The sequence below is a fragment of the Streptomyces sp. NPDC053750 genome (assembly GCF_044544295.1).
In the GTDB taxonomy this organism is placed as follows: domain Bacteria; phylum Actinomycetota; class Actinomycetes; order Streptomycetales; family Streptomycetaceae; genus Streptomyces.
Genome location: NZ_JBITXB010000007.1, coordinates 114,777 through 139,415, shown reverse-complemented (window position 1 = coordinate 139,415; position 24,639 = coordinate 114,777). Strand labels below are relative to the sequence as shown.

The 24,639-nt window shown below is 70.9% G+C and carries 21 protein-coding genes; 4 read left to right on the top strand and 17 right to left on the bottom strand.

The genetic code is table 11. The annotated features are described in order from the left end of the window. Nucleotides 1–14 precede the first annotated feature (14 nt). Nucleotides 15–341, top strand: a complete 327-nt coding sequence (locus ACIGO6_RS21290; RefSeq protein ID WP_399878467.1) for a PLD nuclease N-terminal domain-containing protein — start codon at nt 15–17, stop codon at nt 339–341. Between the two features lie 33 nt (nt 342–374). Here the strand turns inward: ACIGO6_RS21290 and ACIGO6_RS21285 are convergent, their stop codons facing one another. From ACIGO6_RS21285 to ACIGO6_RS21265, 5 genes are all read right to left on the bottom strand, one after another. Beyond that, complete coding sequence (locus ACIGO6_RS21285) at nt 375–2,351, bottom strand: protein kinase (protein ID WP_399878465.1); 1,977 nt, start codon at nt 2,349–2,351, stop codon at nt 375–377. A 405-nt stretch (nt 2,352–2,756) separates the two neighbouring features. Further along, the gene (locus ACIGO6_RS21280; protein WP_399878464.1) at nt 2,757–3,629 is read right to left on the bottom strand and encodes a hypothetical protein; all 873 of its coding nucleotides are present in this window, start codon (nt 3,627–3,629) and stop codon (nt 2,757–2,759) included. Between the two features lie 16 nt (nt 3,630–3,645). After that, a complete protein-coding gene (locus ACIGO6_RS21275; RefSeq protein WP_399878462.1) occupies nt 3,646–4,494 on the bottom strand; it encodes a helix-turn-helix domain-containing protein in 849 nt (282 codons plus the stop codon). Nucleotides 4,495–4,723: 229 nt separating this feature from the next. Then, nucleotides 4,724–4,861, bottom strand: a complete 138-nt coding sequence (locus tag ACIGO6_RS21270) for a DUF397 domain-containing protein (RefSeq protein WP_399878460.1) — start codon at nt 4,859–4,861, stop codon at nt 4,724–4,726. After that, a complete protein-coding gene (locus tag ACIGO6_RS21265) occupies nt 4,809–5,765 on the bottom strand; it encodes a Scr1 family TA system antitoxin-like transcriptional regulator (protein WP_399878459.1) in 957 nt (318 codons plus the stop codon). The genes ACIGO6_RS21270 and ACIGO6_RS21265 overlap by 53 nt, the downstream gene beginning before the upstream one ends. A 110-nt stretch (nt 5,766–5,875) precedes the next feature. On the opposite strand from ACIGO6_RS21265, the gene ACIGO6_RS21260 reads away from it, so the two are divergent. Together ACIGO6_RS21260 and ACIGO6_RS21255 are read left to right on the top strand one after the other, a co-directional pair. Next, nucleotides 5,876–6,346, top strand: coding sequence for a hypothetical protein (locus tag ACIGO6_RS21260; RefSeq protein ID WP_399878457.1), 471 nt, complete (start codon nt 5,876–5,878; stop codon nt 6,344–6,346). 162 nt (nt 6,347–6,508) lie between these two features. Beyond that, nucleotides 6,509–7,930 carry a condensation domain-containing protein gene (locus tag ACIGO6_RS21255; RefSeq protein ID WP_399878456.1) on the top strand — a complete coding sequence of 474 codons (1,422 nt, stop codon included), beginning with the start codon at nt 6,509–6,511 and terminating at the stop codon, nt 7,928–7,930. Here the strand turns inward: ACIGO6_RS21255 and ACIGO6_RS21250 are convergent. The 9 genes from ACIGO6_RS21250 to hemL all read right to left on the bottom strand — a co-directional run bounded on the left by ACIGO6_RS21250 (nt 7,917) and on the right by hemL (nt 20,340). Then, complete coding sequence (locus ACIGO6_RS21250; protein ID WP_399878454.1) at nt 7,917–10,184, bottom strand: PQQ-binding-like beta-propeller repeat protein; 2,268 nt, start codon at nt 10,182–10,184, stop codon at nt 7,917–7,919. The two genes, ACIGO6_RS21255 and ACIGO6_RS21250, sit on opposite strands and share 14 nt — an antisense overlap. A gap of 23 nt (nt 10,185–10,207) precedes the next feature. After that, nucleotides 10,208–12,274 carry a PQQ-binding-like beta-propeller repeat protein gene (locus ACIGO6_RS21245; protein ID WP_399878453.1) on the bottom strand — a complete coding sequence of 689 codons (2,067 nt, stop codon included), beginning with the start codon at nt 12,272–12,274 and terminating at the stop codon, nt 10,208–10,210. Between the two features lie 211 nt (nt 12,275–12,485). After that, nucleotides 12,486–13,625 carry a c-type cytochrome biogenesis protein CcsB gene (ccsB, locus tag ACIGO6_RS21240; RefSeq protein WP_399878451.1) on the bottom strand — a complete coding sequence of 380 codons (1,140 nt, stop codon included), beginning with the start codon at nt 13,623–13,625 and terminating at the stop codon, nt 12,486–12,488. Continuing rightward, a complete protein-coding gene (locus ACIGO6_RS21235) occupies nt 13,622–15,364 on the bottom strand; it encodes a cytochrome c biogenesis protein ResB (RefSeq protein WP_399878449.1) in 1,743 nt (580 codons plus the stop codon). Before ACIGO6_RS21235 ends, ccsB begins: the two co-directional genes overlap by 4 nt. 3 nt (nt 15,365–15,367) lie before the next feature. Beyond that, a complete protein-coding gene (locus ACIGO6_RS21230; protein ID WP_399878447.1) occupies nt 15,368–16,138 on the bottom strand; it encodes a cytochrome c biogenesis CcdA family protein in 771 nt (256 codons plus the stop codon). A 1-nt stretch (nt 16,139) separates the two neighbouring features. Continuing rightward, nucleotides 16,140–16,808: a TlpA family protein disulfide reductase gene (locus ACIGO6_RS21225; RefSeq protein ID WP_399878445.1), complete on the bottom strand. Its 669-nt coding sequence runs from the start codon at nt 16,806–16,808 to the stop codon at nt 16,140–16,142. A gap of 66 nt (nt 16,809–16,874) precedes the next feature. Then, nucleotides 16,875–18,173, bottom strand: coding sequence for a hypothetical protein (locus tag ACIGO6_RS21220; RefSeq protein WP_399878443.1), 1,299 nt, complete (start codon nt 18,171–18,173; stop codon nt 16,875–16,877). 137 nt (nt 18,174–18,310) lie between these two features. Further along, entirely contained in the window at nt 18,311–19,027 is a 717-nt protein-coding gene (locus ACIGO6_RS21215; protein ID WP_399878441.1) for a histidine phosphatase family protein, read from the bottom strand. Further along, the gene (hemL, locus tag ACIGO6_RS21210; RefSeq protein ID WP_399878439.1) at nt 19,024–20,340 is read right to left on the bottom strand and encodes a glutamate-1-semialdehyde 2,1-aminomutase; all 1,317 of its coding nucleotides are present in this window, start codon (nt 20,338–20,340) and stop codon (nt 19,024–19,026) included. The genes ACIGO6_RS21215 and hemL overlap by 4 nt, the downstream gene beginning before the upstream one ends. A 529-nt stretch (nt 20,341–20,869) precedes the next feature. On the opposite strand from hemL, the gene ACIGO6_RS21205 reads away from it, so the two are divergent. Then, entirely contained in the window at nt 20,870–21,307 is a 438-nt protein-coding gene (locus tag ACIGO6_RS21205) for a hypothetical protein (protein WP_003992141.1), read from the top strand. A 318-nt stretch (nt 21,308–21,625) separates the two neighbouring features. Here ACIGO6_RS21205 and ACIGO6_RS21200 read toward each other — a convergent pair whose 3' ends face one another. The 3 genes from ACIGO6_RS21200 to ACIGO6_RS21190 are packed head-to-tail and all read right to left on the bottom strand — an operon-like array spanning nt 21,626 to nt 24,627. Next, nucleotides 21,626–22,273, bottom strand: a complete 648-nt coding sequence (locus ACIGO6_RS21200) for an RraA family protein (protein WP_399878436.1) — start codon at nt 22,271–22,273, stop codon at nt 21,626–21,628. Nucleotides 22,274–22,308: 35 nt separating this feature from the next. Continuing rightward, nucleotides 22,309–23,298 carry a hydroxyacid dehydrogenase gene (locus ACIGO6_RS21195; protein ID WP_399878434.1) on the bottom strand — a complete coding sequence of 330 codons (990 nt, stop codon included), beginning with the start codon at nt 23,296–23,298 and terminating at the stop codon, nt 22,309–22,311. 33 nt (nt 23,299–23,331) lie between these two features. Then, complete coding sequence (locus ACIGO6_RS21190; protein ID WP_257101738.1) at nt 23,332–24,627, bottom strand: MFS transporter; 1,296 nt, start codon at nt 24,625–24,627, stop codon at nt 23,332–23,334. Between the last annotated feature and the right edge of the window lie 12 nt (nt 24,628–24,639).

The window sequence follows — 24,639 nt, the reverse complement described above, 5'->3', positions numbered from 1 at the left end:
GCTGGAGAGGCCCCATGCTCCGGGTGCTGATGTTCCTCGTGCCACTGGCGTTGAGCGTCTACGCGTTCATCGACTGCATCAGTACGAAGGATGACGACATCCGCCACATGCCCAAGCCGCTGTGGGCGATCCTCGTGCTGCTGTTCCCGCTGGTCGGTTCCCTTTCCTGGCTCATCGCCGGCAAGAAGCGGCACCCGGCCGGCACGGCGCCCTGGCAGGGTGGCGGCGGGCGTCGGCAGTGGGTCGCGCCGGACGACAACCCCGAGTTCCTGAAGTCCCTGGACGAGGAGAAGGACGGGGACGACAAGCCGGGGGACGGTGAGCGGGGCGGGGCCGCCTGACCGCTCCCGCGTCAGCTCCGGGTCCGCTCCGCGTCAGCCCCGGGTCCAGCTCTGGCTCGCCGCGCCGGTGCACTTCCGCCGCATGATCATGCCGCTTGGGCTGGCATGGTCCAGACACATGTCGTTGTTCGTGAGGATCACGGTGCCTCCCGAACCGAGACGCCACACCTGGGCGTTGTCCGCACCGCAGGCACCGGTGTGCATCGAACCGTAGGCGGACAGGCAGCTGCCGGACGCCTGGTGGACGAACCGGTAGGTGCCGGAGGAGACGCCGCGCAGGCTCCAGCGGGCCGTCGCGCCGGTGCAGCTGCCCCCGCTGACGGCGCCGTACGAGGAGGAGTCCGAGGCGACGAGGCACGCGCCGCTCGACGCGTTGCGCAGGGTGAACCCGCCTGTGGACGGGGCTTCGGGCTCCGTGCCCGTGCCGCCGCTGCCCGCGTCGGAGCCCGTGTCCGAGGAGGAGTCGTCCCCACCGCCGGCTCCGCCACCGTTGCCGCTGCCACTGCCGCCGTCACCGGCGCCCGAGCCGGAACCGCCGCCCGAGCCGTCGCCGGTGCCGGAACCGCCGTCGCCCTGCGCGCCCGTGTCGCCCGCGTCCGAGCCCGCTCCGGCACCCGCTGCTCCGGACGCGGACGCCGACTCCTTCGAGCCGGGTTCCTGCTTCTTGGAGGAGGACGCGCTGGTGGACGGCGACGGCTTCGCCGAGCCGGCGGCCGTCCCCGACGGTGTCGCGGTGGCGGAGACCGTGACCGACGCGGAGGGGCCGGATCCCGCGGCGTCGCTGGAGTCGGTGACGTGGGGCAGGAGCTGGAAGGCGAGGGTCGTGCCCGTCGCGATGACCACGACGGGGATGAACACGGGCAGGAGACGGCGGCGGCGGTGGCGGTGCTCCTTTTGGGCCGCCGCGGGCTTGTGCTCCACCACGGGGTCGGGCGGGGGCTGGGTACCGGGATAGGGCTTGGGCGCCGACTCCGGTTCCGGTTCCGGCGCCTGGGTCTTCTCGGGTTCCGGGGCCTTCTCCGGTTCTGTCGCGGGTCCGGGCACCGCCGCCGGTCCGGGCACCGGAAGGGCGTCCTCGTCCGGGGTGCGTGCCGCGAAGGCGGCCCGCTCGGACAGCAGCTCGGTGATGTCCTCGGGCCACAACGGCGGGACCGTCGGAGCGTGCACCGAGGCGCGTTCGACGAGCTCGGCGGCGGTCGGCCTGCCCTCGTGGTCCTTGTCGAGGCAGGACGCGACGAGGTCGGCGAGTTCGGGGTCCCGTTCGCGCAGCGGCTGGAGGTCGGGCTCCTCGTGCACGATGCGGTAGAGCACCGCGTGCCCGGACTCGTCACCGAAGGGCGGCCGGCCGGAAGCCGCGTACGCCAGCACCGAGCCCAGCGCGAACACGTCCACGACGCCGCTCGACGCCCGTTTCCCGGAGGCCTGTTCGGGCGACATGTAGGCGGGCGTGCCCACCACCATGCCCGTCCGGGTCACCTGGCTCTGCTCGGCCGCCCGCGCGACACCGAAGTCGATGAGCGTGAGACCGTCGAGGGTCAGCATGACGTTGGACGGCTTGAGGTCGCGGTGGACCATGTCCAGCGCGTGCACCGCCGCCAGCCCGGCCGCGGCCTCCCGCAGCAGCAGCCACAGCGCCTCGGCGGGCAGGGGCCCGTGCAGGTCCACGGCCTCGCGCAGGGTGATGCCGGGCACGTACGCGGTGGCGAACCACGGCGGCCGCGCCTCGCGGTCACCGGCGAGCAGCGGCGCGCTCGCCCCCTCGGGCAGCCGGGCGAGGTTGTCCAGCTCGTGGCCGAAACGACGCAGGAAGTCCAGGTCCTCGCCGACGATCGAGGGCAGTACCTGCTTGACGGCGGCGTAGCGCCCCTCGTGGACGCCGAGATACACCCGTCCCATCCCACCGGCACCGAGCCGTCCGACCAGCGGAATCGGTCCGATCCGCCTGGGATCCTCGTCCTCCAGCGGCCCTGCCCCGCTGCCCGCGAGGTCGAACCCGGTCTCCCCGTTCACGCTCTCCCCGTTCACGGCCCTGTCCCGGACAGGGCCTCAGTCTGCGCATCAGGACCTGCGCAGAACATACTCGTTGATGGTTACACCATGTGCAACGCGAGCAACGCGCTTACCGCGTAACGGGGTTGGCGTTGATTCGTCTCAGATTCGTATCGTCAGATCAGAAGGACGCCCCAGCCGAGTCGCGTGGTGGTGGCGAGGCACGAGGGCGACACGAACCCGCTGATCGGCTCGTTCCGTGTACCAGTGCCGGGGCGTCGGGGCGTACGGCGAGGCGGGCGAGCCGGGGCTGACGGTCAACGCGGTGACCAGCGCCGGCGGGGGCCGGCCTGGGCAGTCTGTACCACCACTTCAACGGGCGTAGCCCCGGCCTCGCCCAGCGGCAGGGTCCGCAATCGGTCCGAGTCAGTCGTCCGCGAAGATCGCTTCGGCCGTCGACGCGGTGACGGCACGGGCGAGCCAGCGCCGGAGGATCTCGGGGTCGCGGCATTCCGTGATGCGCGCGCGGACATCGTCGGAGATGTCCAGGCCTCGCTGTTCCAGGACGAGGACGATGTCCTCGGCTCGGCCCTTCGCTCGGCCTTCGTCGCGGATCTCTTCGGAGATGTAAGACTTGTAGAAGGAGAGGTCCACGGCCACCAGTTTCCTCCAGAGGTGCTTGGCCGGGCGGTTGCCCAGGCCCTGTGCGGTGAATTCGACAATGGGGTCCGCGATGTCCTCGGGCGCGTCCCGCAGCGCTGTGGACAGGGCCTTCAGTATCGCATTGACGACCGGTTCGGCGGCGTGCGTGATGGCCGCCAGGCTGGCCAGCACCAGGTCGGCACGAGCCTCCTCCGGGTCGGTGATCACCGGCATGTTGTGCGGACCGGCGACCAGGGGACGCAGGGTGAGGGTGGGCAGCTGAGGCGGCCCACTGCTCACCGATTGCTGGGCCCATTTGGCCGTGGCGTGGTCCTGGCAAACGACCAGGAGAGCCGCAGGCAGCCGGTACTTCGTCCACAAGTACGACACGTAGTACGCCCAGCTCGCGGGCTTGTCCGGGTCCTTCTTGCCCTGGGCCTCGACAGCCAGGAGGAACGCGCCCTGCTCTGCGGTCTCGAAGCGCAGCAGCGTGTCCACGCGGCGTTCGACGGGGCTTGCCTCGGTGAGGTCGGTGGGCAGGGCGGTCGCCCCAATGGGCTTGGGGATGTCGACGCCGAGGAAACGTGAGACCCGGCTGAAGAGACCGGGGTCGTGCTGGAAGATGCGGTGCATCGCCTCGTGGGGCGGGCTGACCATGGGCTTCCTTGCTGGTTCAGGAGTGGGCGGCAGCTGTCGTACGGCAGTCGCGGCAGTGGGTTCGGGCCTCGGGGGCGCGGAAGCCCCGGTCGCAGCCGTCGCAGTTGCGGAGTGGGTACCGGGGTGGCGGTGGAGTGGCGGACACCTGGGCGCCGGGCGGGGCCGGGGGTGGCAGCTGGTCGGCCAGGCGGTGGGCCAAGAGGGCGGCGGGGCGGCGCAGGGGCTCGTCGGGCAGGCCGGCGGTCAATGCCTGGCGTACAGCTGTGGAGCGAACGTCCCGCTCCAGCCAGGCGGCGACGCCAGGTGCCAGGTGGGCCGTGTCGCTCGCGGAGAGCAGTAGCCGGGAGTCGTGTCGCCGCAGGGTGGCGAGGAGGTCGGTGGCCGCCTGGAGGAGCGCGGGAGCGGTGCAGCTCGGCTGCGGTACGGCGGGCAGCGCCTTGCGGAGGCGAGTGCCGCGCGGGCGGGGCTGGGACGGTCGCTCCACTGCCGGTCGGGCGGGCTGGTCGGGGCAGCCGGTGTCGGCCGCCTGCCGCCGGTGCTTCGGCTGGTTGCAGGAGATCGTGCGGGTGACGATACGGCCGGTGGGGGTGCGTACGCGTTCGCGGTGCAGGTAGCCGTGGGCCTCCAACTCGCGCAGGGACGCGCTGATGCGGGCCGTGCCCTCCTTGAAGCGGGCGGCCAGGCTCTTGATGTCCACGGGCGTGCCGGAGCGCACGGACTGAATGTGCAGGCCCAGGCCGATCGCCAGCAGGGAGAGATGCGGGTGCTGAGCCAGGTGGTTGCCGACCACCGTGAAATTGGCGGTGTGGCGGACGTTGTCGTGGACGACACCGTGCGTCGGCACGCTATGGTCTGGAGTACCCATCGGGAAGGTCCTTGCTTCCTCGTTGGTCAGGCCCTCGTGGGGATCGTGACTCCCCTCGGGGGCTGACATATGTCAGCGGTTAATGCGCTGAGCGTAAGGGAGTTGGGGGCTCCGGAATCCAGCCCAACCGACGATGTTCACCCAGGCGAGTGAGTCGACAGCGAGTCGACGCCGTGGGCGGGTGGGGTGGGGCTTGGTGGGGTTCTTTCTTCCAAGAGTCCTTGGGGAGTTACCGCCCGTGGTGCCGGAACTCGAAGTCCCGGGCTCCGGTGAACGCCGCCCAGGCGGACCGGGTGACGACCAGCACGGGGCCGTCAGGGTTCTTGCTGTCGCGGACGGGGACGACGGAAGTGAATCCGGGGGCCACTTCGACGCAGTTGCCGCCGTTGTCTCCGCTGTAGCTGCTCTTGATCCAGGTCGCCGCGCTGCTCTCGTTCCTGTTCATCGTGCTCGTACCTCGCCATCAAGTCGCTGATCAGAGCGGCGGACTCGGGAGCGGACGGCGCGTCTGCCCTGAGCACATCATAAGTACGGAGGTGCCTGGCGTAGATGGTCGGATCGTCACTGAAATGCCCCCGGTCCAGCGACTCCGAATAGACCCACTCCCGGCCGTCGGGCAGCTTGATCAACGACATGGACGCGTTGGGACGGACGAGGTCGGGGCGGTTCGCGGGGGCCACCTGCACACGGATGTTGGCCCGTCGGCCGACGTCCAGCAGGTGCGCGCACTGCTCACGCATGACGGCCGGACCGCCCAGCACGGTGCGTAGGCAGCTCTCGTCGAGTACGACGACGTACGACGGTCCACCGTCGCCGAGGAAGCGCCGCTGCCTACTCAATCGGGCCCGTACACGTTCCTTCAGCTCCTCGCCCCTCGCCACTCGCGAGAAGAGGGCGTGGGCATAGGCCGGTGTCTGCAACAAGCCGGGGATGACGCGCTCCTGGTACTCCCACAGGGCGACGGCCGCGGCGTCCATCTCCGCCCGCCGCCGGAACCAGTCCGGATGCTCCACCTGCGGATACCAGTCAATCCGCCCCCACAGCCGCCCCAACACCCCACCCGTGCCCAGCAACTCGTCGCACGTCTTCGCGAACGTGTCCTGCGGCACCCGCGTGCCCGCCTCCACGCGGGCGACGTGTGAGCGGTCGCAGGGGATGCGGGCCGCGAGGCCCTCCTGCGTGAGCATCGCGGCCTCGCGGAAGTGCCGCAGGACCTCGCCGAAGACCGCGGCCGTACTCGCGCCCGAGCCACCGGCGTTGCGTCGCACCACGTACCCCCGCCTCCCCTTCGTGACAGTGCGCGAGTGTCACGCGTCGAGCATTGCTACCGACGATTCCCCTGGGCGACGCTCGATACACCCAGAGTCACGGAGGTTGCACGATGGATCGCGAGGAGCGGCTGAGTGCCGCGGTGCGGGCGGCCAACGACCGGTCGGTCGCCGACGCGTTGACGGCACAGGCGTTGGTCGCGCTGCCGCCGCCGCCCGTGCCGGTGGCCGGCTGCGCGGCCTGTACGCAGCTGGCCGCGCTGCGCGCACACGCGCGGGCGGTCGGCGACGGCAGCGCGGAGACCGACGCCGATGTGCTGCTGGCCCGGCACCAGCGGCAGGAGCACGGCGGGCAGCGCGTCTTCCGGTACGTACCGTTCTCGATCGTCCAGGACCCCTCCGCGCTGCCGGAGTACCGGGCCCGCTGCGTCTCGGGCGACGACGCGGACTGCGGAGCGACGTCCGGGCCGTGCGGCGACCCCGCGGAGGTCGAGGAGTGGCAGCGCAGGCATACGCAGGAGACCCGGCACACCCGTTACCGGCGCTGCTTCGCCGACTACGCGGTGCTGGAGTGCCGGGCCTGACGGTCGAGGTGGGACACCCGCCCGGAGTGCACGCCACTCCCCTGCACTGTCGTTCGAGGAGCCATCCGTTCCGTTGAACCGTGACGACACACCCCGTGCATGGTCGCGCGCACGCCATTCCCTTGGTCGGGTCTGTTCCACCTGCGAACGGAGACTCCTCTCGTGCGACTGACCGACATCCAGCGCTGCGAAATCCGGCCCGGGCGCCTCGTCGAGTGGACGCTCAGTCCCGGCACCCTCGACATCGCGGCGGGCCTGCCCGAGGACGGGCGGCCACCGGCGTACATCCAGGAGTCGCACATCCGGACGGCCCGGTCGGTCCGCGAGGACGGGCTGTTCGTGCCGACCTGGCTGGGCACGGCCTTCGACCTCCCGGGCCCGGTCGACCTCGACGTGCTCCAGGAGGCGCTGCGTGCCTGGACCCTGCGGCACGAGACGCTGCGCAGCGGCTTCCGCTGGGACGGTGCGGACAGCGGCGTCATGCGGCGGTTCACCCTCGACGCGGACGCGGTGACCCTCCACCGCGAGGACGTCGGCGACTTCCCGGACGCGACGGACCTGGTCCGCCACCTCCAGAACCGCTTCGACAGCGTCGCGGACGCGCTGCGCTGGCCCAACCTCATCTACACGGCGGTCGTCCGCGACGACGGCGTCAGCGTGTACATGGCCTTCGACCACAGCAACGTCGACGCCTACTCCATCTACCGCATCCCCGCCGAGATCCAGGAGCTGTACACGGCCGGAGCCCAGGGCCGGACCGTGCCGCATCCGCGGGTCGGCAGCTACGTCGACTTCTGCGAGGCCGAGCGGACGGACGCGGACCGGATCGACGGCGACCACGACATCGTCGCCCGCTGGCGGGAGTTCATCCGGCGGTGCGACGGGCGGCTGCCCTCTTTCCCCGTCGACCTCGGCGTCGATCCCGGCGGCCCGCTGCCCGAGCAGCGGCTGCTGCGCGAACCGCTGGTGGACGCGGCCGACGCCGCGGCCTTCGAGGCGTACTGCCGTCCCTACGGGGGCAGTCTGGTCGGTGTCCTGGCCGCCACCGCGCTCATCGTCCACGAGATCGGCGGGGAGCCCGTCTACCGCACGGTCGTGCCGTTCCACACCAGGTCGCGGTCCCAGTGGTCGGAGTCGGTGGGCTGGTACGTCGGCGGCGCGCCGATCGAGATCCCCGTGGCGCGGGGCCACGACTTGTCGAGCGCCCTGCGCACCGTCCGCGCCGAACTCCAGGCCAACCGGCGGCTGTCCCGCGTGCCGATCGACCGGGTCCTGCGCCTGCTCGGCACGGACTTCCGGCCGACCTCGCCCGACCTGTACTCGATCGTGTCGTACGTCGACGCCCGCGGCGTCCCCGGCTCCGGGCAGTGGCCGGACCAGACGGCGTACGCCCTGCTCAGGGTGTCGTACGGCGACCAGGTGTGCGCCTGGGTCACCCGGCTCCCGGAGGGCCTGTGGTTCGCGAGCCGCTACCCGGACACGGACATCGCCCACAAGAACCTGCGGCTGTACGTCGAGCGGCTGCGGAACATCGTCAGGGGCGTCGCCCGCGGGGACTTCGGGCCGCCGCTCAGCGCTCGGTGAGGGAGATCCGGCCCGCGTGCAGGCGTCCGTCGCCGCCGTCGAAGTACACCCGGTCACCGGCGGCGGCCGCGTCGGGGTCTCCGGACGACAGGCGCACCTGGGCCGCAGACTCGCCGGTACGCGGGTCGGCGGCGTGCAGTGTGCCGGCTTCGGTGCTGAAGAGCACCGAGCCGTCCAGCAGACCGTGCAGTTCGGGCTCGGTGCCGGTGTGCTCGGACCACAGCGGCCTGCCGGTGGCGGCGGTGACCGCGTGCACGTCTCCGGAGCCCGAGACGCTGCCGTTGTTCTCGCCGGTGCAGCCGAGGACCATTCCGTCGGTCACCACGAGCGGTTCGAGCCAGTCCCGGACCTCGACGTCCGGTTCGTAGGTCCACAGCCGGGTGCCCCGCCGGGCGTCCACGGCGTGGAGGACACCGCGTTCGGCGCCGAAGTAGACCGTGTCTCCCGACACCTTGATCGCCGTCGCCCCGCCCCCGATCTCCTCGCTCGCGCGGTACCGCCACCGCTGCTCCCCGGTCTCCGCGTCCAGGGCGTAGAAGTAGGTGCCGCCCTCCTCCCACATCCCGCCGTAGAGCACCCCGTCCTCCACCGCGAGCGCGTCGGACAGGCCGTACTCGACCGGCCGGGTCCACTTCAGCCGCCCGGTTGCGGCGTCCAGCGCCGACACCGCGTACCTGCCGGACCGCTCGGACCCCTCGGGCAGGTCGTACATGGCGTTCACGTAGACGGTTCCGCCGGCGACGACGACCCGCAGGTAGAGGTGGAACGACGTTCCGGGCGCCGTGTGTGCCTCGGCGGGCACGCTCCAGACCTGCGTGCCGCGGTCCAGGGCGATGCCCTGGACCGTGCCCTGCTCATTGCTGGTGGCCACGACCACTCCGTCGCTCACGCCCTCGAGGGACGACGCGCTCGGATACGTCCACTCGACGTCTCCGCTTTCGGCGTCCACCGCGTGCAGCAGGTCGTCCTCGCCCTCGCCGACCACCTTGCCGTCGGCGACCACCGGCTGCCAGAGGTCCTGGCCGGACGACCACTGTTCCCGCACCGCCAGCTGTTTCGCGGCGGCCGTGGGGCTGCCGCTGCTCTCGGTGCCGTTGCCCCGGCCCGACGAGCCGGAGAAGGCGCTCGGCAGGAGCAGGCCGGCGGCGACGGCCAGGACGACGAGGGTGCCCGCCGCGGCGAGGACCGCCGTACGCCGCCGCCGGACCGCCCCGCGCAGCCGAGCGGCGAGCGGGGGCCGGGCGGGCGGCGCACCGAGCCGCGCTGTGGCGACTGCGGTCGGCGCCGCGCCCACGGTGACCGTCGGCAGATCGGCGTCCGCCGTTGTCGTCGCGGCCTCCTCCGGCAGCGGGAGCGGGACCGTGCGCAGCGCGGTGACGTCGGCGGCGACCGGCGCGGGCAGCCAGGTGCCGGGGGTGAAGGTGCCCCGTGCGCCGTCGGCCGCCTCCCAGCGGCCCAGTTCCCCGATGAGTTCCGGCACCCCGGGCCGGCGCTGCGGGTCCTTGGCCAGGCACCGGGCGACCACCTCGGCGAGTCCTTCCGGCAGCCCCTCCAGGTCGGGATCCTCGTGGACGACGCGGTAGTTGACGCTGTACGCGGGCCCGCCCCCGAACGCGCCGGTCCCGGTCGTCGCGTACGCCAGCAGCGCGCCCAGTGCGAACACGTCACCGGCGGGGCCCACCTCGCGTCCGATCAGCTGCTCGGGCGGAAGGTAGCCGGGGCTGCCCACCACGGCCCCCGTGGTCGTCAGCTTGGTGTCGTCGGCGGCCACCGAGATCCCGAAGTCGATCACCCGGGGGCCGTCCGGCGCCAGCAGCACGTTCGACGGCTTCAGGTCGCGGTGCACCACGTCGGCCCGGTGGATCGCCTCCAGTGCCTCCGCCAGGCCGGATCCCAGGGCCCGCACGAACCGCTCGGGCCAGACGCCGTGTGTCGCGACCGCCGCGCCCAGCGCGACGCCCGGCACGTGGGCGGTGGCCAGCCACGGCAGGTCCGCGTCCGGGTCCGCGTCGACCACGGGCGCGGTGAATGGGCCCGTCACCCGCCGCGCCGACGCCACCTCCCGACCGAACCGTCTGCGGAAGGCGGGGTCCTCGGCCAGTTCCTCGTGCACCACCTTCACCGCGGTGGCCCGGCCGCCCGGCGACCTGGCCAGGTACACCCGGCCCATGCCGCCCGAGCCGAGCCTTCCGACGATGCGGTACGGGCCGACCCGCTCGGGGTCCCCCGCCTCCAGCGGCGTGAACGCCTGCACTCCGCCCCCTCCTTCCCTGTCCCTCAGGTAGCGGCCCGGTAGGCGGTCAGCCGGCCATCGCGCTCCACGAGCACGGTGTTCCCGAGGATCCGGAAGTCCGCGTCGTCGTCCACGTCAAGCGATTCCCGCCATCCGGGTTTTCCGCTGCGGGCGTCCAGCGCGGTCAGGGCGCCGTCCGAGTCGGTGACGAGGAGGGTGTCGTCCACCGCGGTCAGGGACGTCACCTCGTCGGCCTCCTGTTTCCGCTGCCATCGCGGCGAGCCGGTGACCGCGTCGAAGGCGGACACGTAGCCGTCGTTCTCGAAGTACACGGTTCCGTCGGCCACTTCCGGCATACCCGCTCCCCCGCCGAGCCTGCCGTCCCACAGGTCTCCCTCGAAGGTGCGGCGCCACACCTCGTCGCCCGACCCCGCGTCGACGGCGTACAGGGCGCCGTCCCGGGTGCCGAAGTAGACCTTGCCATCCGCCACCGCGAGGCCCGTCTCCGCGTCGCTCCCGGCCTGGTGGGTCCACTTCTGCTGGCGGGTACGGATGTCGACGGCGAGCAGCTTCTTCTCGCTGTGCACGAGGAGCACGTCACCGGTGACGGCGATGTTGCTTCCGTCCGCGTTGACGCCGTACCCGTAGTCCCACAGTTTCTTCCCCGTGCGCGTGTCGAGGACGTAGAAGAACGAGGTCATGTGTGCGTAGGCCACATTGCCCACGACCACCGGGGAGGCGTGGAAGGAGTCGTCCATGTATCTCCAGCGGTAGTCACCGCTGTCCGCGTCAACCGCGAACAGGTGGTCGCTGCTGCCGTAGTACAGCAGGCCGCCCGATAAGGCGGTGACCTGAATGCCGTTGCCCACCGTGTTCTTCAAGTAATCGCTGTCCTCGCGGATGTCGGCGACGTCGACCCGGCGGGCCCAGCGCTGCGAGCCGTCGGTGGTGTCCAGGGCGGTGATCTCGTGGCGGTCCTCGTGCTGGAGGTAGACCATCTCCTTCGAGGCCGCAGTCAGCGTCTGTCCCTCGGCCAGGGTGCGGTGCCAGAGCTGCTCGATGTTCGGGGGGCGGGCGGGCCCGGTGTCGTCCTCGTGCGCGGCCACCCTCCACAGCACGGTGCCGGTCACGGTGACGGCCAGGGCGGTCGCGGCGGCGAGGGCCGTCCGCAGGCCGCGGCGCCGGGGGCGGGGCAGTGCGGGGGCGGGCACCGTGTCCTCCCCGGCCCGGGGCATGGGCTCCGTGGGCACCTCGGCCCGCAGTCGTGTGGCGGAGTCGACGATCGGGCCGGGCATCCATCCGGGCCCGGCGAGGTCCGGGTGTCCCAGTTCGTCCAGCAGCCACGCCACCGTGGGCCGCGCCCCCGGGTCCTTCGCCAGACACCGGACCACCACCTCGGCGAGTGCGGGCGCCAGGCCCCTGAGGTCGGGTTCCTGGTGCACGACCCGGTAGTTGACCGCGTGGGACGCGCCGCCGCCGAAGGGGCCGACGCCCGCGGCCGCGTACGCCAGTACCGCCCCCAGGGCGAACACGTCACCGGCCGGTCCGGCGGCCTCGTGGCGCAGCTGCTCGGGCGGGATGAAACCGGGGGTGCCGATCACCGTCCCGGTCTCGGTGAGCGTGCTGTCTCCGGCCGCCGCCGAGATGCCGAAGTCGATCACTCTGGGGCCGTCCGGTGCCAGCAGGACGTTCGACGGCTTCAGGTCGCGGTGCACCAGTTCCGCCGCGTGCACGGCGGCCAGCGCCTCGGCCAGGGCGGCGCCGAGGCCGCGTACCGCTCGCTCCGGCCACACCCCGTGCCGGGCCACCGCCTCCTGGAGCGACAGTCCGGGGACGTACTCCGTGGCCAGCCAGGCCGGGCTCCCGTCCGGATCGGCGTCGACCACCGCGGCGGTGAAGAACCCCGTCACCCGCCGTGCGGCCTCCACCTCGCGCACGAAGCGCTGCCGGAACCCCTCGTCCCGCAGCAGCGCGTCCCGCACCACCTTCACCGCAACCGCTCGCCCGCCGGGCGAGCGGCCCAGGTACACCCGGCCCATTCCGCCCTGCCCCAGCCGGGCCAGCAGCCGGTACCGGCCCACCTGTACCGGATCCCCCGCCGTCAACGGCATCGACGCCACCGTCCCGCCCCTCCTGCCCACGGTCCTCGCCGGCCCACCGCCTCAACGGGTCGTCCCTGCAACGGACTCCGGGCACCACTCCCACGGTTCCCACCACACACGCCCGCCACCACACTTTCGGCGAACCCTCCCCGGAAACCTCACACCAAAGGCCGGCACCCGTGACGTGCGTCACAGGAACCGGCCTTGTGAGGCGTCTGGTTCAGAAGCCGACGGACTGGAGGGCGCCCAGGCCCACATCCGCGTAGGAGTGCTTGCCGGAGACGAAGATGTTGACGCCGTAGTAGTTGAACAGCCAGCAGCCGAAGGCGATCAGGGCCAGATAGGCGGCCTTGCGGCCCTTCCAGCCGGCCGTGGCGCGGGCGTGCAGGTAGCACGCGTAGGCGACCCAGGTGATGAAGGACCAGGTCTCCTTGGGGTCCCAGCCCCAGTAACGGCCCCAGGCGTCACCGGCCCAGATCGCGCCCGCGATGATCGTGAACGTCCACAGCGGGAAGACGGCGGCGTTGACGCGGTAGGAGAACTTGTCGAGGGAGGCGGCGGAGGGCAGCCGGTCCAGGACGGAGCTCGCGAAGCGGCCGGGGGTGCCGCCGGAGGCCAGCTTGCTCTCGAAGCTGTCCTTGAAGAGGTACAGGATCGTGCCGACCGCGCCGACGTAGAAGACCGCGCCGCAGAAGATGGCGGTCGAGACGTGGATGTACAGCCAGTACGAGTGGAGCGCGGGCACCAGCTGGTCGCTCGCCGTGTAGAGGACCGTGACGGCGAGGCCGAGGTCGAGCAGGACCGTGGTGGTCAGGGGCAGGCCCAGCCAGCGGACGTTCTTCTTCAGGGCGAGCAGTGCGAGGTACACGCCTGCGGCGACCGTCGTGAGCGTGATGTTGAACTCGTACATGTTGCCCCACGGCGCCCGCTCCACCGACAGGGCGCGGGTGAGGACGCCGCCCGCCTCGATGGCGAAGGCGAGGACCGTGAGCGAGATGGCGATCCGCCCGTACAGGTCGCCCTTCTCGGTGCCGCCGTGCGCGCCGGGCCCGTCGGGCACGTCGCGGGAGCCGGACGCCGCGCGCACGACGACCTCGGGACGCTCCAGTACGGCGGTGCCGCCGGCCTTGTTCACGGTGACGGCCGGGCCGGCCTTGGCCTTGGCCTTCGTCTCGCTCGTGGCGGTGAGCGCGGCGGCGGTGCGGCCGACCTTGCTGCGGCTGCCGAAGAGCCACTCGGCGATGTACGCGAAGAAGGCCAGCGTGTAGACGGCCATCGACGAGTAGATCAGCGTGTTGCTGACGTTCGCGAGATTCTCGTTGGTCGCGGCGGCCAACTCGGTTGCGGCGGCGAGAGTCACTTCTCAGCCCCTTCGGCAGGTACGACGTGGGTGTCGGGGGAATCGGGGGTTTCGTCGTTCTCGGGCGTGTCCGGCGCGTGGTCGTACAGCACCGCCGCGAGGTCGCCGAGTTCCTCCGGGAGCTTCGCGGACTCGCTGCGGCCGAGGCCGGCCATCTCCACCACGGTGACGCCGTCGGCGCCCCGCACGGCCCGCACCCAGACGCGGCGGCGCTGGATGAACAGGGACCCGGCCAGGCCGAGGATGGCGACGACGGCACCGCCGAGCGCCCAGCCGCTGCCGGGCTGCTGCGTGACCTGGAAGCCGGCCCACTCCTGGACGCCGTTGAAGGTGACCGAGCCGGCGCCGTTCGGGAGGGTCATGGTGTCGCCGACCTTGAGCTGCTTCTTGAACAGCTTGCCGTCGGAGTCCTTGAACTCCTTCAGGTTGGACTTGTCGAGCTGGTAGATGCTCTGCGGGATGCCCGCGTCGACGCCGAGGTCGCCGTGGTAGGCGGAGAGCGCGAGCATGGGGTTGATCAGCGCCGGGAAGCTGGAGAGCATCGTGCTGCCCTCGCCGCCGTAGGTCGGCAGGAAGAACGCGTTGAAGCCGAGCTGTTCCTTCTCGCCCTTGGCGTTGCGGTAGCCGTCCATGACCTTGACGGCGCCCGAGGAGGTGACGTTGGCGTCCAGCGGGAGCAGGGCCACGGCCTGCTTGTCCATCACGACGTCGCCCTTGGCGTCCTTGACCGTGAGGATGGGGGCGTAGCCGTGGCTGACCAGGTAGACCTTGGAGCCGTCGATCTCCAGCGGCTTGTTGACCTCGATGGTCTTCGTCTTCTCGGCGCCGTCGGCACCCTCGCTGTAGGTGACCTGCGCCTCGTAGATGCGCGGGGTGCCGCGGTTGGGGCCGGTCGCCTCGTAGGTGCCGTGGAAGTCCTTCAGGGAGAAGCTGAAGGGTGCCAGGTCGTGGTCCGGGTCGAAGAGGTTCCCGGACTTGAAGTCGTCGTACTGGGTGAGGGTGTTGGCGAAGCCGTCGCCCTCCAGGATCAGCTTGTTGCCCTCGTACTTGAACAGCTGGCCCCAGGCGAAGGCGATCAGCATCACGATCAGCGCGATGTGGAAGGCGAGGTTGCCGACCTCCCGCAGGTAGCCCTTCTCGGCCGCGACGGCGTCGCCGACGGCGTCCGCGCGGAAGCGGCGCTTCTTCAGCAGCTTCAGCGCGGCCTCGCGGACCTCCTCGGGCTCGGCCCCGGTGCGCCAGGTGGTGTACGCGGGCAGCCGCTCCAGGCGCCGGGGGGCGCCGGGCGGACGGCCGCGGAGCTGGCCGACGAACTGCCAGGTGCGCGGGACGATGCAGCCGATGAGGGAGACGAACAGCAGGATGTAGATCGCGGAGAACCACACCGAGCTGTAGACGTGGAAGAGGCCGAGCTTGTCGTAGACCGGGGCGAGGATGTCGTGGTTCTGGCGGAACTCCTCGACCTTCACCGCGTCGACGCCGTCCTGCGGGATCAGGGATCCCGGGATGGCGCCCAGCGACAGCAGCAGGAGCAGGAGCAGCGCGACGCGCATCGAGGTGAGCTGGCGCCAGAACCAGCGGGCCCAGCCGATCACGCCGAGCGAGGGGAGGTTCGGGGCCTCCTCCTTGGGTGCGGTGGACAGCTGGGAGCCGGCCGCGCCGAGGTCCTGGTCGTCGCCGTCGGACTTCGGGGGCTTGCCGGGAGTCGTTCCGGGGGTGGTTTTCGAAGTGGTGCTCATCGGTCAGATCCCCACAGTGAAGCCGTTGGACCAGGTCTGCATGTCCTGCACGATGCTGTCCCACACGCCGGTCAGCAGCAGGATCCCGGTCGCGATCATCATGACGCCGCCGACCCGCATCACCCAGACATAGTGCCGCTTGACCCAGCCGAAGGCGCCGAGCGCCTTGCGGAAGGCGACCGCGGCGAGGACGAAGGGGACGCCGAGGCCGAGGCAGTAGGCGACGGTCAGTATGGCGCCGCGTCCGGCGGTGCCCTGGTCGGCGGAGAGCGCCAGCACGGAGGCGAGGGTCGGGCCGATGCAGGGCGTCCAGCCGATGCCGAACAGCGCGCCCAGCACCGGGGCGCCGACCAGGCCGTTCACCGGCTTCTTGTGGAAGCGGAACTCGCGCTGGGTGAGCCAGGGCATCAGGCCCATGAAGAAGACGCCCATGAGGATCATGAACGCGCCCAGGATGTTCGTCAGGACGCTGCGGTTCTCCTGGAGGGTCTGGCCGAAGTAGCCGAACAGCGCGCCGCTGGAGACGAAGACGGCGGTGAAGCCGAGGACGAAGAGGGAGGCGCCGGCGACCATCCGCCCGCGCCGGGCCTCGCCGAGGTCGGTGCCGGTGACCCCGGTCACGTAGGAGAGGTAGCCGGGGACGAGGGGCAGGACGCAGGGGGAGAAGAAGGAGACGAGTCCGCCGAGCAGTGCGATGGGGAGGGCGACCAGCAGGGCGCCGTTGAGCACCGTGCCGTTGTAGCCCGCCTCGGCGAGGGTCATCGCTGCCGACACGTCACTTCTCCGACTTGCCGGAGTCGTCGGATCCGTCGGCGAGGTACGGGTCGATCATCTTGCGCAGCTTCTCCTCGCTGAGCGCCTGGAGGGTGCGCGCGGCGACCTTGCCGTCCCGGTCGATGACGAGCGTGGAGGGGACGGCCTGGGGGTTGAGGGTGCCCTTCTCGAAGCGGAGCAGCAGCTTGCCGGTCGGGTCGTACAGGCTCGGGTAGGTGACCCCGTAGTCCTTCTCGAAGGCGCGGGCCGGGCCGGTGGAGGTGTCGCGGGTGTTGATGCCGACGAACTGGACGCCCTGGTCCTTGACGTCCTGGTAGACCTTCTCGAAGTTCTTGGCCTCGGCGCGGCAGGGCGGGCACCAGGAGCCCCAGACGTTGAGGACGACGATCTTGCCCTTGTAGTCGTCGACGTCGACCTGGCCGCCGTCGACGGTCTCGCCGGACAGTTCGGGGGCGTCGGCGCGCTCACCCTTCTTGGCGGTGGCGATGCCGTCCGAGCCGGTGATGAAGCCGGTCTGGCCGCCGCCGCCCGAGGTGCCGCCGGAGCTGCACGCGGACACGAGCAGCGCCGCGGCGGCTGCGCCGACGGCCAGGGCGGCGCGACTACGGGCGCGGGCGGCGGTGCGGTTCGTGCGGTTCGAGCGCAGGGGGGCGCGGCTGGCGGCACTCATGTGAAAAGTTTCGCATGTCCGTTCCGGGGATCTTGCACACCCCCCTCACGGGCGGAAACCCGCATTTCAGGCGGCGTTTGCGGGTGCTCCCGAGGAGGCCGGGGACTCCTTGAGGAAGGCGCTCCAGCCGCCGGCCGGCCGCTGCCCGACGTCGATGGTCCTAAGCCCCGCCAGCACCTCCGGCTTCTGCACGTCCAGCCAGTCGGTGAACTGACGGAACGAGACGAGGCGGATGTCCTCGCCCTTCTCCCTCTCGCGCGCGATGTGCTCGAGAGCGTTCTCCACGGCGTCCATGTAGATGCCGCCGTTCCACTCCTCGAAGTGGTTGCCGATGAAGAAAGGTGCCCGGTTTGTCTCGTATGCTCGCTTGAAGCCGGATATGTAGGCGTTGGTGGCCTGTTCGCGCCAGGCCGGGTAGTTGTGGGCGGGCGCCTTGGTCGAGTTGACCGACTGGTTGGCGAGGATGTTGTAGTCCATGGAGAGGACCTCGAAGGAGTGGCCGGGGAAAGGTATCTGCTGCAACGGCAGGTCCCAGATCCCGTCCTTCTTCGCCGGCCACACCTGACGGCCGCCGGGCGAGGAGGCGTCGTAGCGCCAGCCGAGCTCGCGGGCGGTGGGCAGCAGGTTGTCCTGGCCGAGCAGACAGGGCGTGCGGCCGCCGACGAGTTCCTTGTCGTAGTCGAAGGGCAGTGACGGCAGATCGGTCCAGCCGCTGTTGGTCCGCCACTCCTTCACGAAGGACTTCGCCTGGTCGATCTCGCTGCGCCACTGCGCCGGGGTCCAGTTGCCGACCGTGCCGCTGCCGCCGCAGAAGTGGCCGTTGAAGTGGGTGCCGATCTCGTGGCCGTCGAGCCAGGCCCGGCGGACGCCCGCGAGGGTGTCCTTGATGTGGGCGTCGGTGAGGTAGCCGATGTCGGAGGCGCCGCGCGGGTTGTTCGGCGGGTCGTAGAGGCGCTTCTTCGACTCGGGCAGCAGGTACAGGCCCGAGAGGAAGAAGGTCATGTGCGCGCCGTGCTCCTCGGCGAGGTCGAGGAAGCGCGGGAAGAGCCCGTTGCCGACCTCGCCCGCGCCGTCCCAGGAGAAGACGACGAACTGCGGCGGGGTCTGGCCGGGTTCCAGCGGCACGGGCGCGTCCGGCTGGTGCGGCTGCTTGCCGGTGTACGACGTGGAGCCGTCGCCGATGGGCTTCGCGGGGGCCTTGCTGCTGCCGGAGGGCGAGGGTTCACCGGAACCGCCTGCCTGGTGCGAGCCGTCCGACGATGTGTGAGATCCGGAGCCGCAGCCCGCGAGCCCGACGGCGGCCGCGGCGCCCGCGCCGAGTCCGAGCATCCCCCTGCGGGTGAGAGTGCGGGTGGAAGTGCGCATCGCAACCTCGTTCGTCACGTCCTCTGGTGGTCACTCGGTCAGAGGACGTGACGAACGTGCGGGTTCCGGATATGTGTGCGGATTCGGTAACGAGCGTCACGTACCGCGCGGCACGTGCCTTGGGGCGGGGGGCGTCTTCAGGCGCCGTAGGCCTTGCTCTGGCCCTTGACCGGCTTGGCGCCCGCGAGGAGGTGGGCGGGGACGAGGTCGCGGGCGGGCTCGGTGTAGCCGACGGACACGATCCGGTCGCCCTGGAACGTGAACGTCGTCAGCGACGCCAGCGTGCACTGCCGCCTGCGCGGGTCGTGCCACAGCCGCCGCCGCTCGACGTACGACCGCAGGATCCAGATCGGCAGCTGGTGGCTGACGATCACGGCCTCGTGTCCGCGGGCCCGGTCCTTGGCCGCGTTCAGCGCACCCATCATGCGCACCACCTGGTCGACGTACGGCTCGCCCCAGGACGGCCTGAACGGGTTGAGCACGTGCTTCCAGTTGGCGGGCCGGCGCAGCGCGCCGTCGCCGATGCCGAAGGTCTTGCCCTGGAAGACGTTGTCGGCCTCGATGAGCCGCTCGTCCGTGCCGAGGTCCAGGCCGTGCGCCTTCGCGATCGGCGTGGCCGTCTCCTGCGCCCGCTCCAGCGGGGACGCGACGACGTAGGTGACGTCGCGGCCGGCGAGGTGCTCGGCGACCCGGTCGGCCATGCGCCGGCCCAGATCGGAGAGGTGGTAGCCGGGCAGCCGGCCGTAGAGGACACCGGTGGGGTTCTCTACCTCGCCGTGCCGCATCACGTGGACGACGGTGATGTCCGGGTCCGTGCTGTTCGCGTTGTCTGCGCTGTCGGCGTTGTGGCTCATGCCGTCGCCTCCGCGGCCGCGCGGGCCGCCGCCGGAAGGGCGTCGGCGATGCGCTGGACGGCCCGCTCGTCGTGGGCGGTGGACACGAACCAGGACTCGAAGGAGGACGGCGGCAGGTAGACACCGTTCGCGAGCAGGGAATGGAAGAAGGCGGTGAAGCGGAAGGACTCCTGCGCCTTGGCGTCCTCGTAGTTGCGCACCGGCCGGTCCGTGAAGAAGACGGAGAACATGTTCGAGGCGGTCTGCAGCGTGTGCGCGACACCCTCCTTGGTGAGCGCCTCGGTGACGAGGGCCTGGATCCGGAGGGAGGTGGCGTTGATCCTGTCGTACGCCGCCTCGTCGAGGAGCCGCAGCTGGGCGAGGCCGGCGGCGGTGGCGACCGGGTTCCCGGAGAGGGTCCCGGCCTGGTAGACGGGACCGGCCGGGGCGAGGTGGGCCATGACGTCGGCCCGCCCGCCGAACGCGGCGGCGGGGAACCCACCGCCCATGACCTTCCCGAAGGTCATGAGATCGGGAACGACGCCTTCCACGCCGTACCACCCGGCGCGACTCGTCCGGAACCCGGTCATCACCTCGTCGGAGACGAACAGCGCGCCGTTCGCGGCGCAGGCGTCCTTGAGCCCCTGGTTGAAGCCGGGCAGCGGCGGCACGACGCCCATGTTGCCGGGCGAGGCCTCGGTGATCACGCAGGCGATCTCACCGGGGTGGGCGGCGAAGGCGGCGTGCACGGCGTCGAGGTCGTTGTACGGCAGCACGATCGTGTCGCTCGCCTGGGCACCGGTGACGCCCGGGGTGTCGGGGAGCGCGAAGGTGGCGACGCCGGAGCCGGCGGCGGCGAGCAGCGAGTCGACGTGACCGTGGTAACAGCCGGCGAACTTGATCACCTTGGTGCGCTGGGTGAAGCCGCGGGCGAGCCGGATGGCCGACATGGTGGCCTCGGTGCCGCTGGACACCAGCCGCACCTGCTCCAGCGGCGCGACCCGCTCGACCATGGCCTCCGCGAGGGCGACCTCACCCTCGGCGGGCGTGCCGAACGACGTGCCGCGGGCGACGGCCTCCTGCACGGCGGCGATCACCTCGGGGTGCGCGTGCCCGAGGATCATCGGCCCCCAGGAACAGACGAGGTCGACGTACTCCCGCCCGTCGGCGTCGGTCAGGTACGGCCCGGTGCCGGACACCATGAACCGGGGCGTGCCGCCGACGGCGCGGAAGGCGCGCACCGGGGAGTTCACGCCGCCGGGCGTGACGGCCGCCGCGCGGTCGAACAGAGCCTGCGAGGCCGGTGCTTCGTATGGATATGCCAGTTCGCTCATGACCTGCGACTTCTCCGACCTTCTCGACCTTCTCCGACGTATCGGACTCTGCTCGGCCTCTGGTTGCCCAGGGTGACCTCATTCAGGTTAGACAACCTGCCCGCACGCCGTGCCGTCTGCCAGACTGGAGCACGTCCACGCAGCTCATACGGGCGGCGCGGACGGGGGCTACCGGCGCCCCGGGGACATATGACGCACATGCGACGGCCGTGCGACGGCCATGCAACGGACATATGTTTCACCGCACGTTTCGGCGAGCGGCCGTGGGGGAGGTCACTGACACGATGATCGGGTTGCGCGGCGGGGGCCACGCGTCCTAGAAAAGCAGTCGGGTGGAGATATGCATCGCGGTGGCGGACTGGGCGAGGGGACCGACGACCTGGGTCCTCGACGTGCCCGGCGCGGAAGGCACCGACGCGAGGCGGAGGAAGCGACCGAAGCACGTCAGGGACCAGGCGCACCGAGCGAGCCCGACCGGCTCGAGCGGCGGGCCGACCGGCTGGGGGCGGGGAGCAGGAATGGTGGTCGGGTGGGGGTGACCTACAAGTACTTCGGCGCGCCCGACGGCGCGACCGCGGCCCGCGTCCCGATCTCGATGCGCCCCGAGGAGCTGGGCGGCGACGAGCTCGGGATGAACGGCATGTTCACCAAGATCAAGCCCGAGACCATGGCCGCCATGGTCCTCACCGGCATCGAGGGCGTCCCCCTGCACAAGGTGCCCCCGCTGGAACTGGTGGTCCTGCATCCCGACTACGCGGTCGTGAAACTCCCGATGACCGTCGTCGACCCCTTGCGCGGCATCGGCGAGGAGGCGGTCGGCGCGGCCGCCTTCATCTGGTCGACGGTGCCGGACCGGGGCGGTCCGCGGGACGCGTTCAATGTGTACCAGTTGCTGCACGAGTGGCAGGACTTCAGCCATCGGCTGCATGAGGCGGGGCATCAGGCGTACTGCCTGGTGTGGCCCTGAGCTGGCCTGACCTGGGGTTTCGCAGGTTTCGGGCGAGGCTTTCGGGCTCCGCCCTCGTCGTGTGCCGGAGGGGCCGTCGGGTGGCCAGGGCACATTGAGGGCACATTGGTTCGGCCGGGGGCACAGGTGTGCCCTGCCGGGCCGACGTGCCGCCGCACTCGCCACGCCGTGACGGTGAGCGGTCTGCCAGGGATGGACGGCACCCTCATTTGCCGTCCATCCCCGGTTCCCGCACTGCACGCGTCACGCCAGGACCACTGTGCGGTGGGGTCCAGGCAGCGAGCGACGCGTGGTGCAGGGGTCTGGCTCAGGCCGTGGTCAGTGGGCGAGCTGGGCAGCTGCGTTGATGGCCTCGCGCATCTTTTGCTCGGTCTGCTCCTGGGCCAGGGTCCGTTCGAAGACGGCGGTGAGATCACGTCGAGGGATGACGACGATGCCATCGCTGTCGCCGAAGATGGCGTCGCCGGGGTTGCAGACGACGTTGCCGCACGCGACGGGGAAGCCGATGCGGCCGGGTCCGTTCTTCCAGGGGCCGGCGGGGGAGATACCGCGGGCGTACACGGCGAGTCCCTGGCCGGCGAGTTCTTCGACGTCGCGGACGGCTCCATCGATGACGATGCCGGTGACGCCCTTGGCGAGACAGATCTCGCCGAGAAGGTCACCGAACACGGCGCGGTTGATCTCGGCGTTTGCGTTGACGACGAGGACGTCGCCCGGGCGGGCGTCGTCCAGGGCCCTGTGGATGGCAAGGTTGTCGCCCTCGCGGGCGAGGACGGGCAGGACGGTACCGGCCAGTCGCGGTGCGGGGGTCACAGGGCGGATGGCCGCGGCCATCATGCCCATTCGGGCCTGCACGTCGCCGACGAGCGCCACCGGGTATTGAGCGAGCCTTTTCACCTCGTCCAGGTCGGCGCGTTCCCAGGCGGGGGCGATGTCGATGTTGTCGGTCGAGGCGTTGATGAACAAGGCGTTCTCGTCTCCGGGAAGGTGAGGGGCGGGGATCAGGCTGCGGCGCTGACGGTGTTGACGGCGTGCTCCGGGTCCTGGCCTGCGAGGGCCTGCTGGATGCAGGCGAGGGCCTGGGTGCCCGCGGCCAGCAGCGACTGGCTGGTCTGCCCGGCGATGTGCGGCGTGACGATCAGGTTGTCCAGGCTGCCGAGCCGGGCCGCGAGTTCCGGACTGTGTGGGAGGGGGTCCTGCATGTCGGTCGACTCGCCGTCGAGGACATCGAGGGCTGCTCCGCCCAGGTGGCCGGACTCGAGCCCCGCCAGAACGGCGGTCTCATCGACGAGTCCGCCGCGGGCAGTGTTGATCAGTACGGTTCCCGGGCGCATCCGGGCGATGGCCGCAGCGTCGATGATGTGTTTGGTCGCTGCGGTGAGCGGGGCGTGCAGGCTCAGTACGTCGCACTGGGCGATGAGGTCGTCGAGGGGGACGAGCCGGGCGCCGTACTGCTCCACGGTGTCCGGGGCGACGTAGGGGTCGGAGACGAGAACAGGCATGCCGAAACCGCGGGCGATGCCGGCGGTCAGTGAGGCGATGCGGCCGAAGCCGAGCAGGCCCAATGTGCGGCCGTGCAGCTCGATCCCGGTGAGCACGGGCTTGATGGTGGCCCACTGGCCGGCGACGGTACCTGCTGTGGCGGCCGGGACGCGGCGGGCGAGGGCCAGGGCGAGCGCGAAGACGTGCTCGGCGACGGACCGGGCGTTGCTGCCGGGGGTGACGGTGACCCAGACGCCGGCGTCGGTGGCGGCCTGGATGTCGACGTTGTCGGTGCCCACCCCGTGCCGGGCGATGATCTTCAGGTGGGGGGATGCCTGGATCTTGTCGGCGGTGAACCGCTCGGCGCGCAGCATGACCGCATCCACGCTGCTCTGGACGGCAGCGTAGGGGGTGGCCGTGGGGCCGTAGCCGAGGTGGACTTCGCCCATCTCGTGCAGGGTGTCCAGCACCTGGGGGTGGATGGCGTCGGAGACGTAGAACGACGGCATGCGTGTCTGGTCCGTTCGGTCGGGTCGTGCGGGTCAGGCGTAGAGGTGGTCGTCAGAGGCGCTGCGGCGTACCGCGCCGAGAGCGATACCGAGGCCGAACAGGCCGAAGAAGACGAGGATGTAGGCGGGCACGAAGGTGCTGCCGGTGGAGTCGATGAGCCAGGTACTGACGTAGGGTCCGGCTCCGCCGCCGATGACAGCGCCGATGCTGTGGCCGAAGGCGACACCGGTGTTACGGACCTGGACGGGGAAGAACTCCGGCATGACCGCGTAGGTGCCGGCCTGGCAGAGGGCGTACGGGACCATGCCGAGAATCAGGCCGACGATGGCCAGGCCCACCGAGCCGCGGCCCATGAGCCAGAACGAGGGGATCGTGACGGCGATGTAGGCGACGTAGGAGACGATCAGGACGCGCTTGCCGCCCAGTCGTGAGCCGAGCTGGCCGCACAGGGGGATGAACACGGCGGCCGTGAGAACGGCGAGCAGCACGATGGTCGCGGCCTGGCTCTCGCTGAAGTCCAGGACGGTGCTCAGGTACGAGGCGACGAAGACAGTGCCGACGTATGTACCGACGTTTTGCACCGTGGAGATCGCCATGACCTTGGCCAGTGGGCCGCGGTATCCGGCCGTCAGTTCCTTCAGCGGCTTGCGGTCACTGCGGTCAGCGGGCTCGGCATCGCGGAACTCGGGGGTGTCCTCGATCTTCAGCCGCAGGTACAGACACAGCAGGCCCAGCGGGACCGCGAGAAGGAACGGCAGGCGCCAGCCCCATGCCTCCATCGACTCTTCCGGCACGAACGAGGCGGCCAGCGCCGCCATGCCCGCCGCGCACGCCTTGCCGAACACCGCGACGCCGGGGATGAACGAGATGTACAGCGAGCGCCGCTCCTTGGGCGCCCATTCCCGGATGTAGCTGGCCGCGCCGCCGATCTCGCCGCCGGTGGAGAAGCCCTGCAGCATGCGCAGGACGATCAACAGGATCGGCGCGGCGACGCCGATGGTGGCGTAACCGGGCAGCAGTCCGGTCAGGGCGGCGGCCAGGCTCATCAGGCCGATGCTTGCGACCAGGCTGACCCGGCGGCCGGCGCGGTCGCCGAGTCGACCGAAGAACAAGGCGCCCAGCGGGCGGACGGCGAAGGCCGAGCCGAAGACCAGGAAAGTGTTGAGCAGGCCGACGGTCGGGTTGTCGCTGGGGAAGAAGACGATCGACAGGGTCGCGGCGACATAGCCGTAGACGCTGAAGTCGTAGTACTCGATGAACGTGCCGAAGGCGGCCACGGCGGTGGCCTTCTTCGCTTTGCGGCGGCGTTCGTCGGTGACGGGGGTCACCTCTGCAGTGTC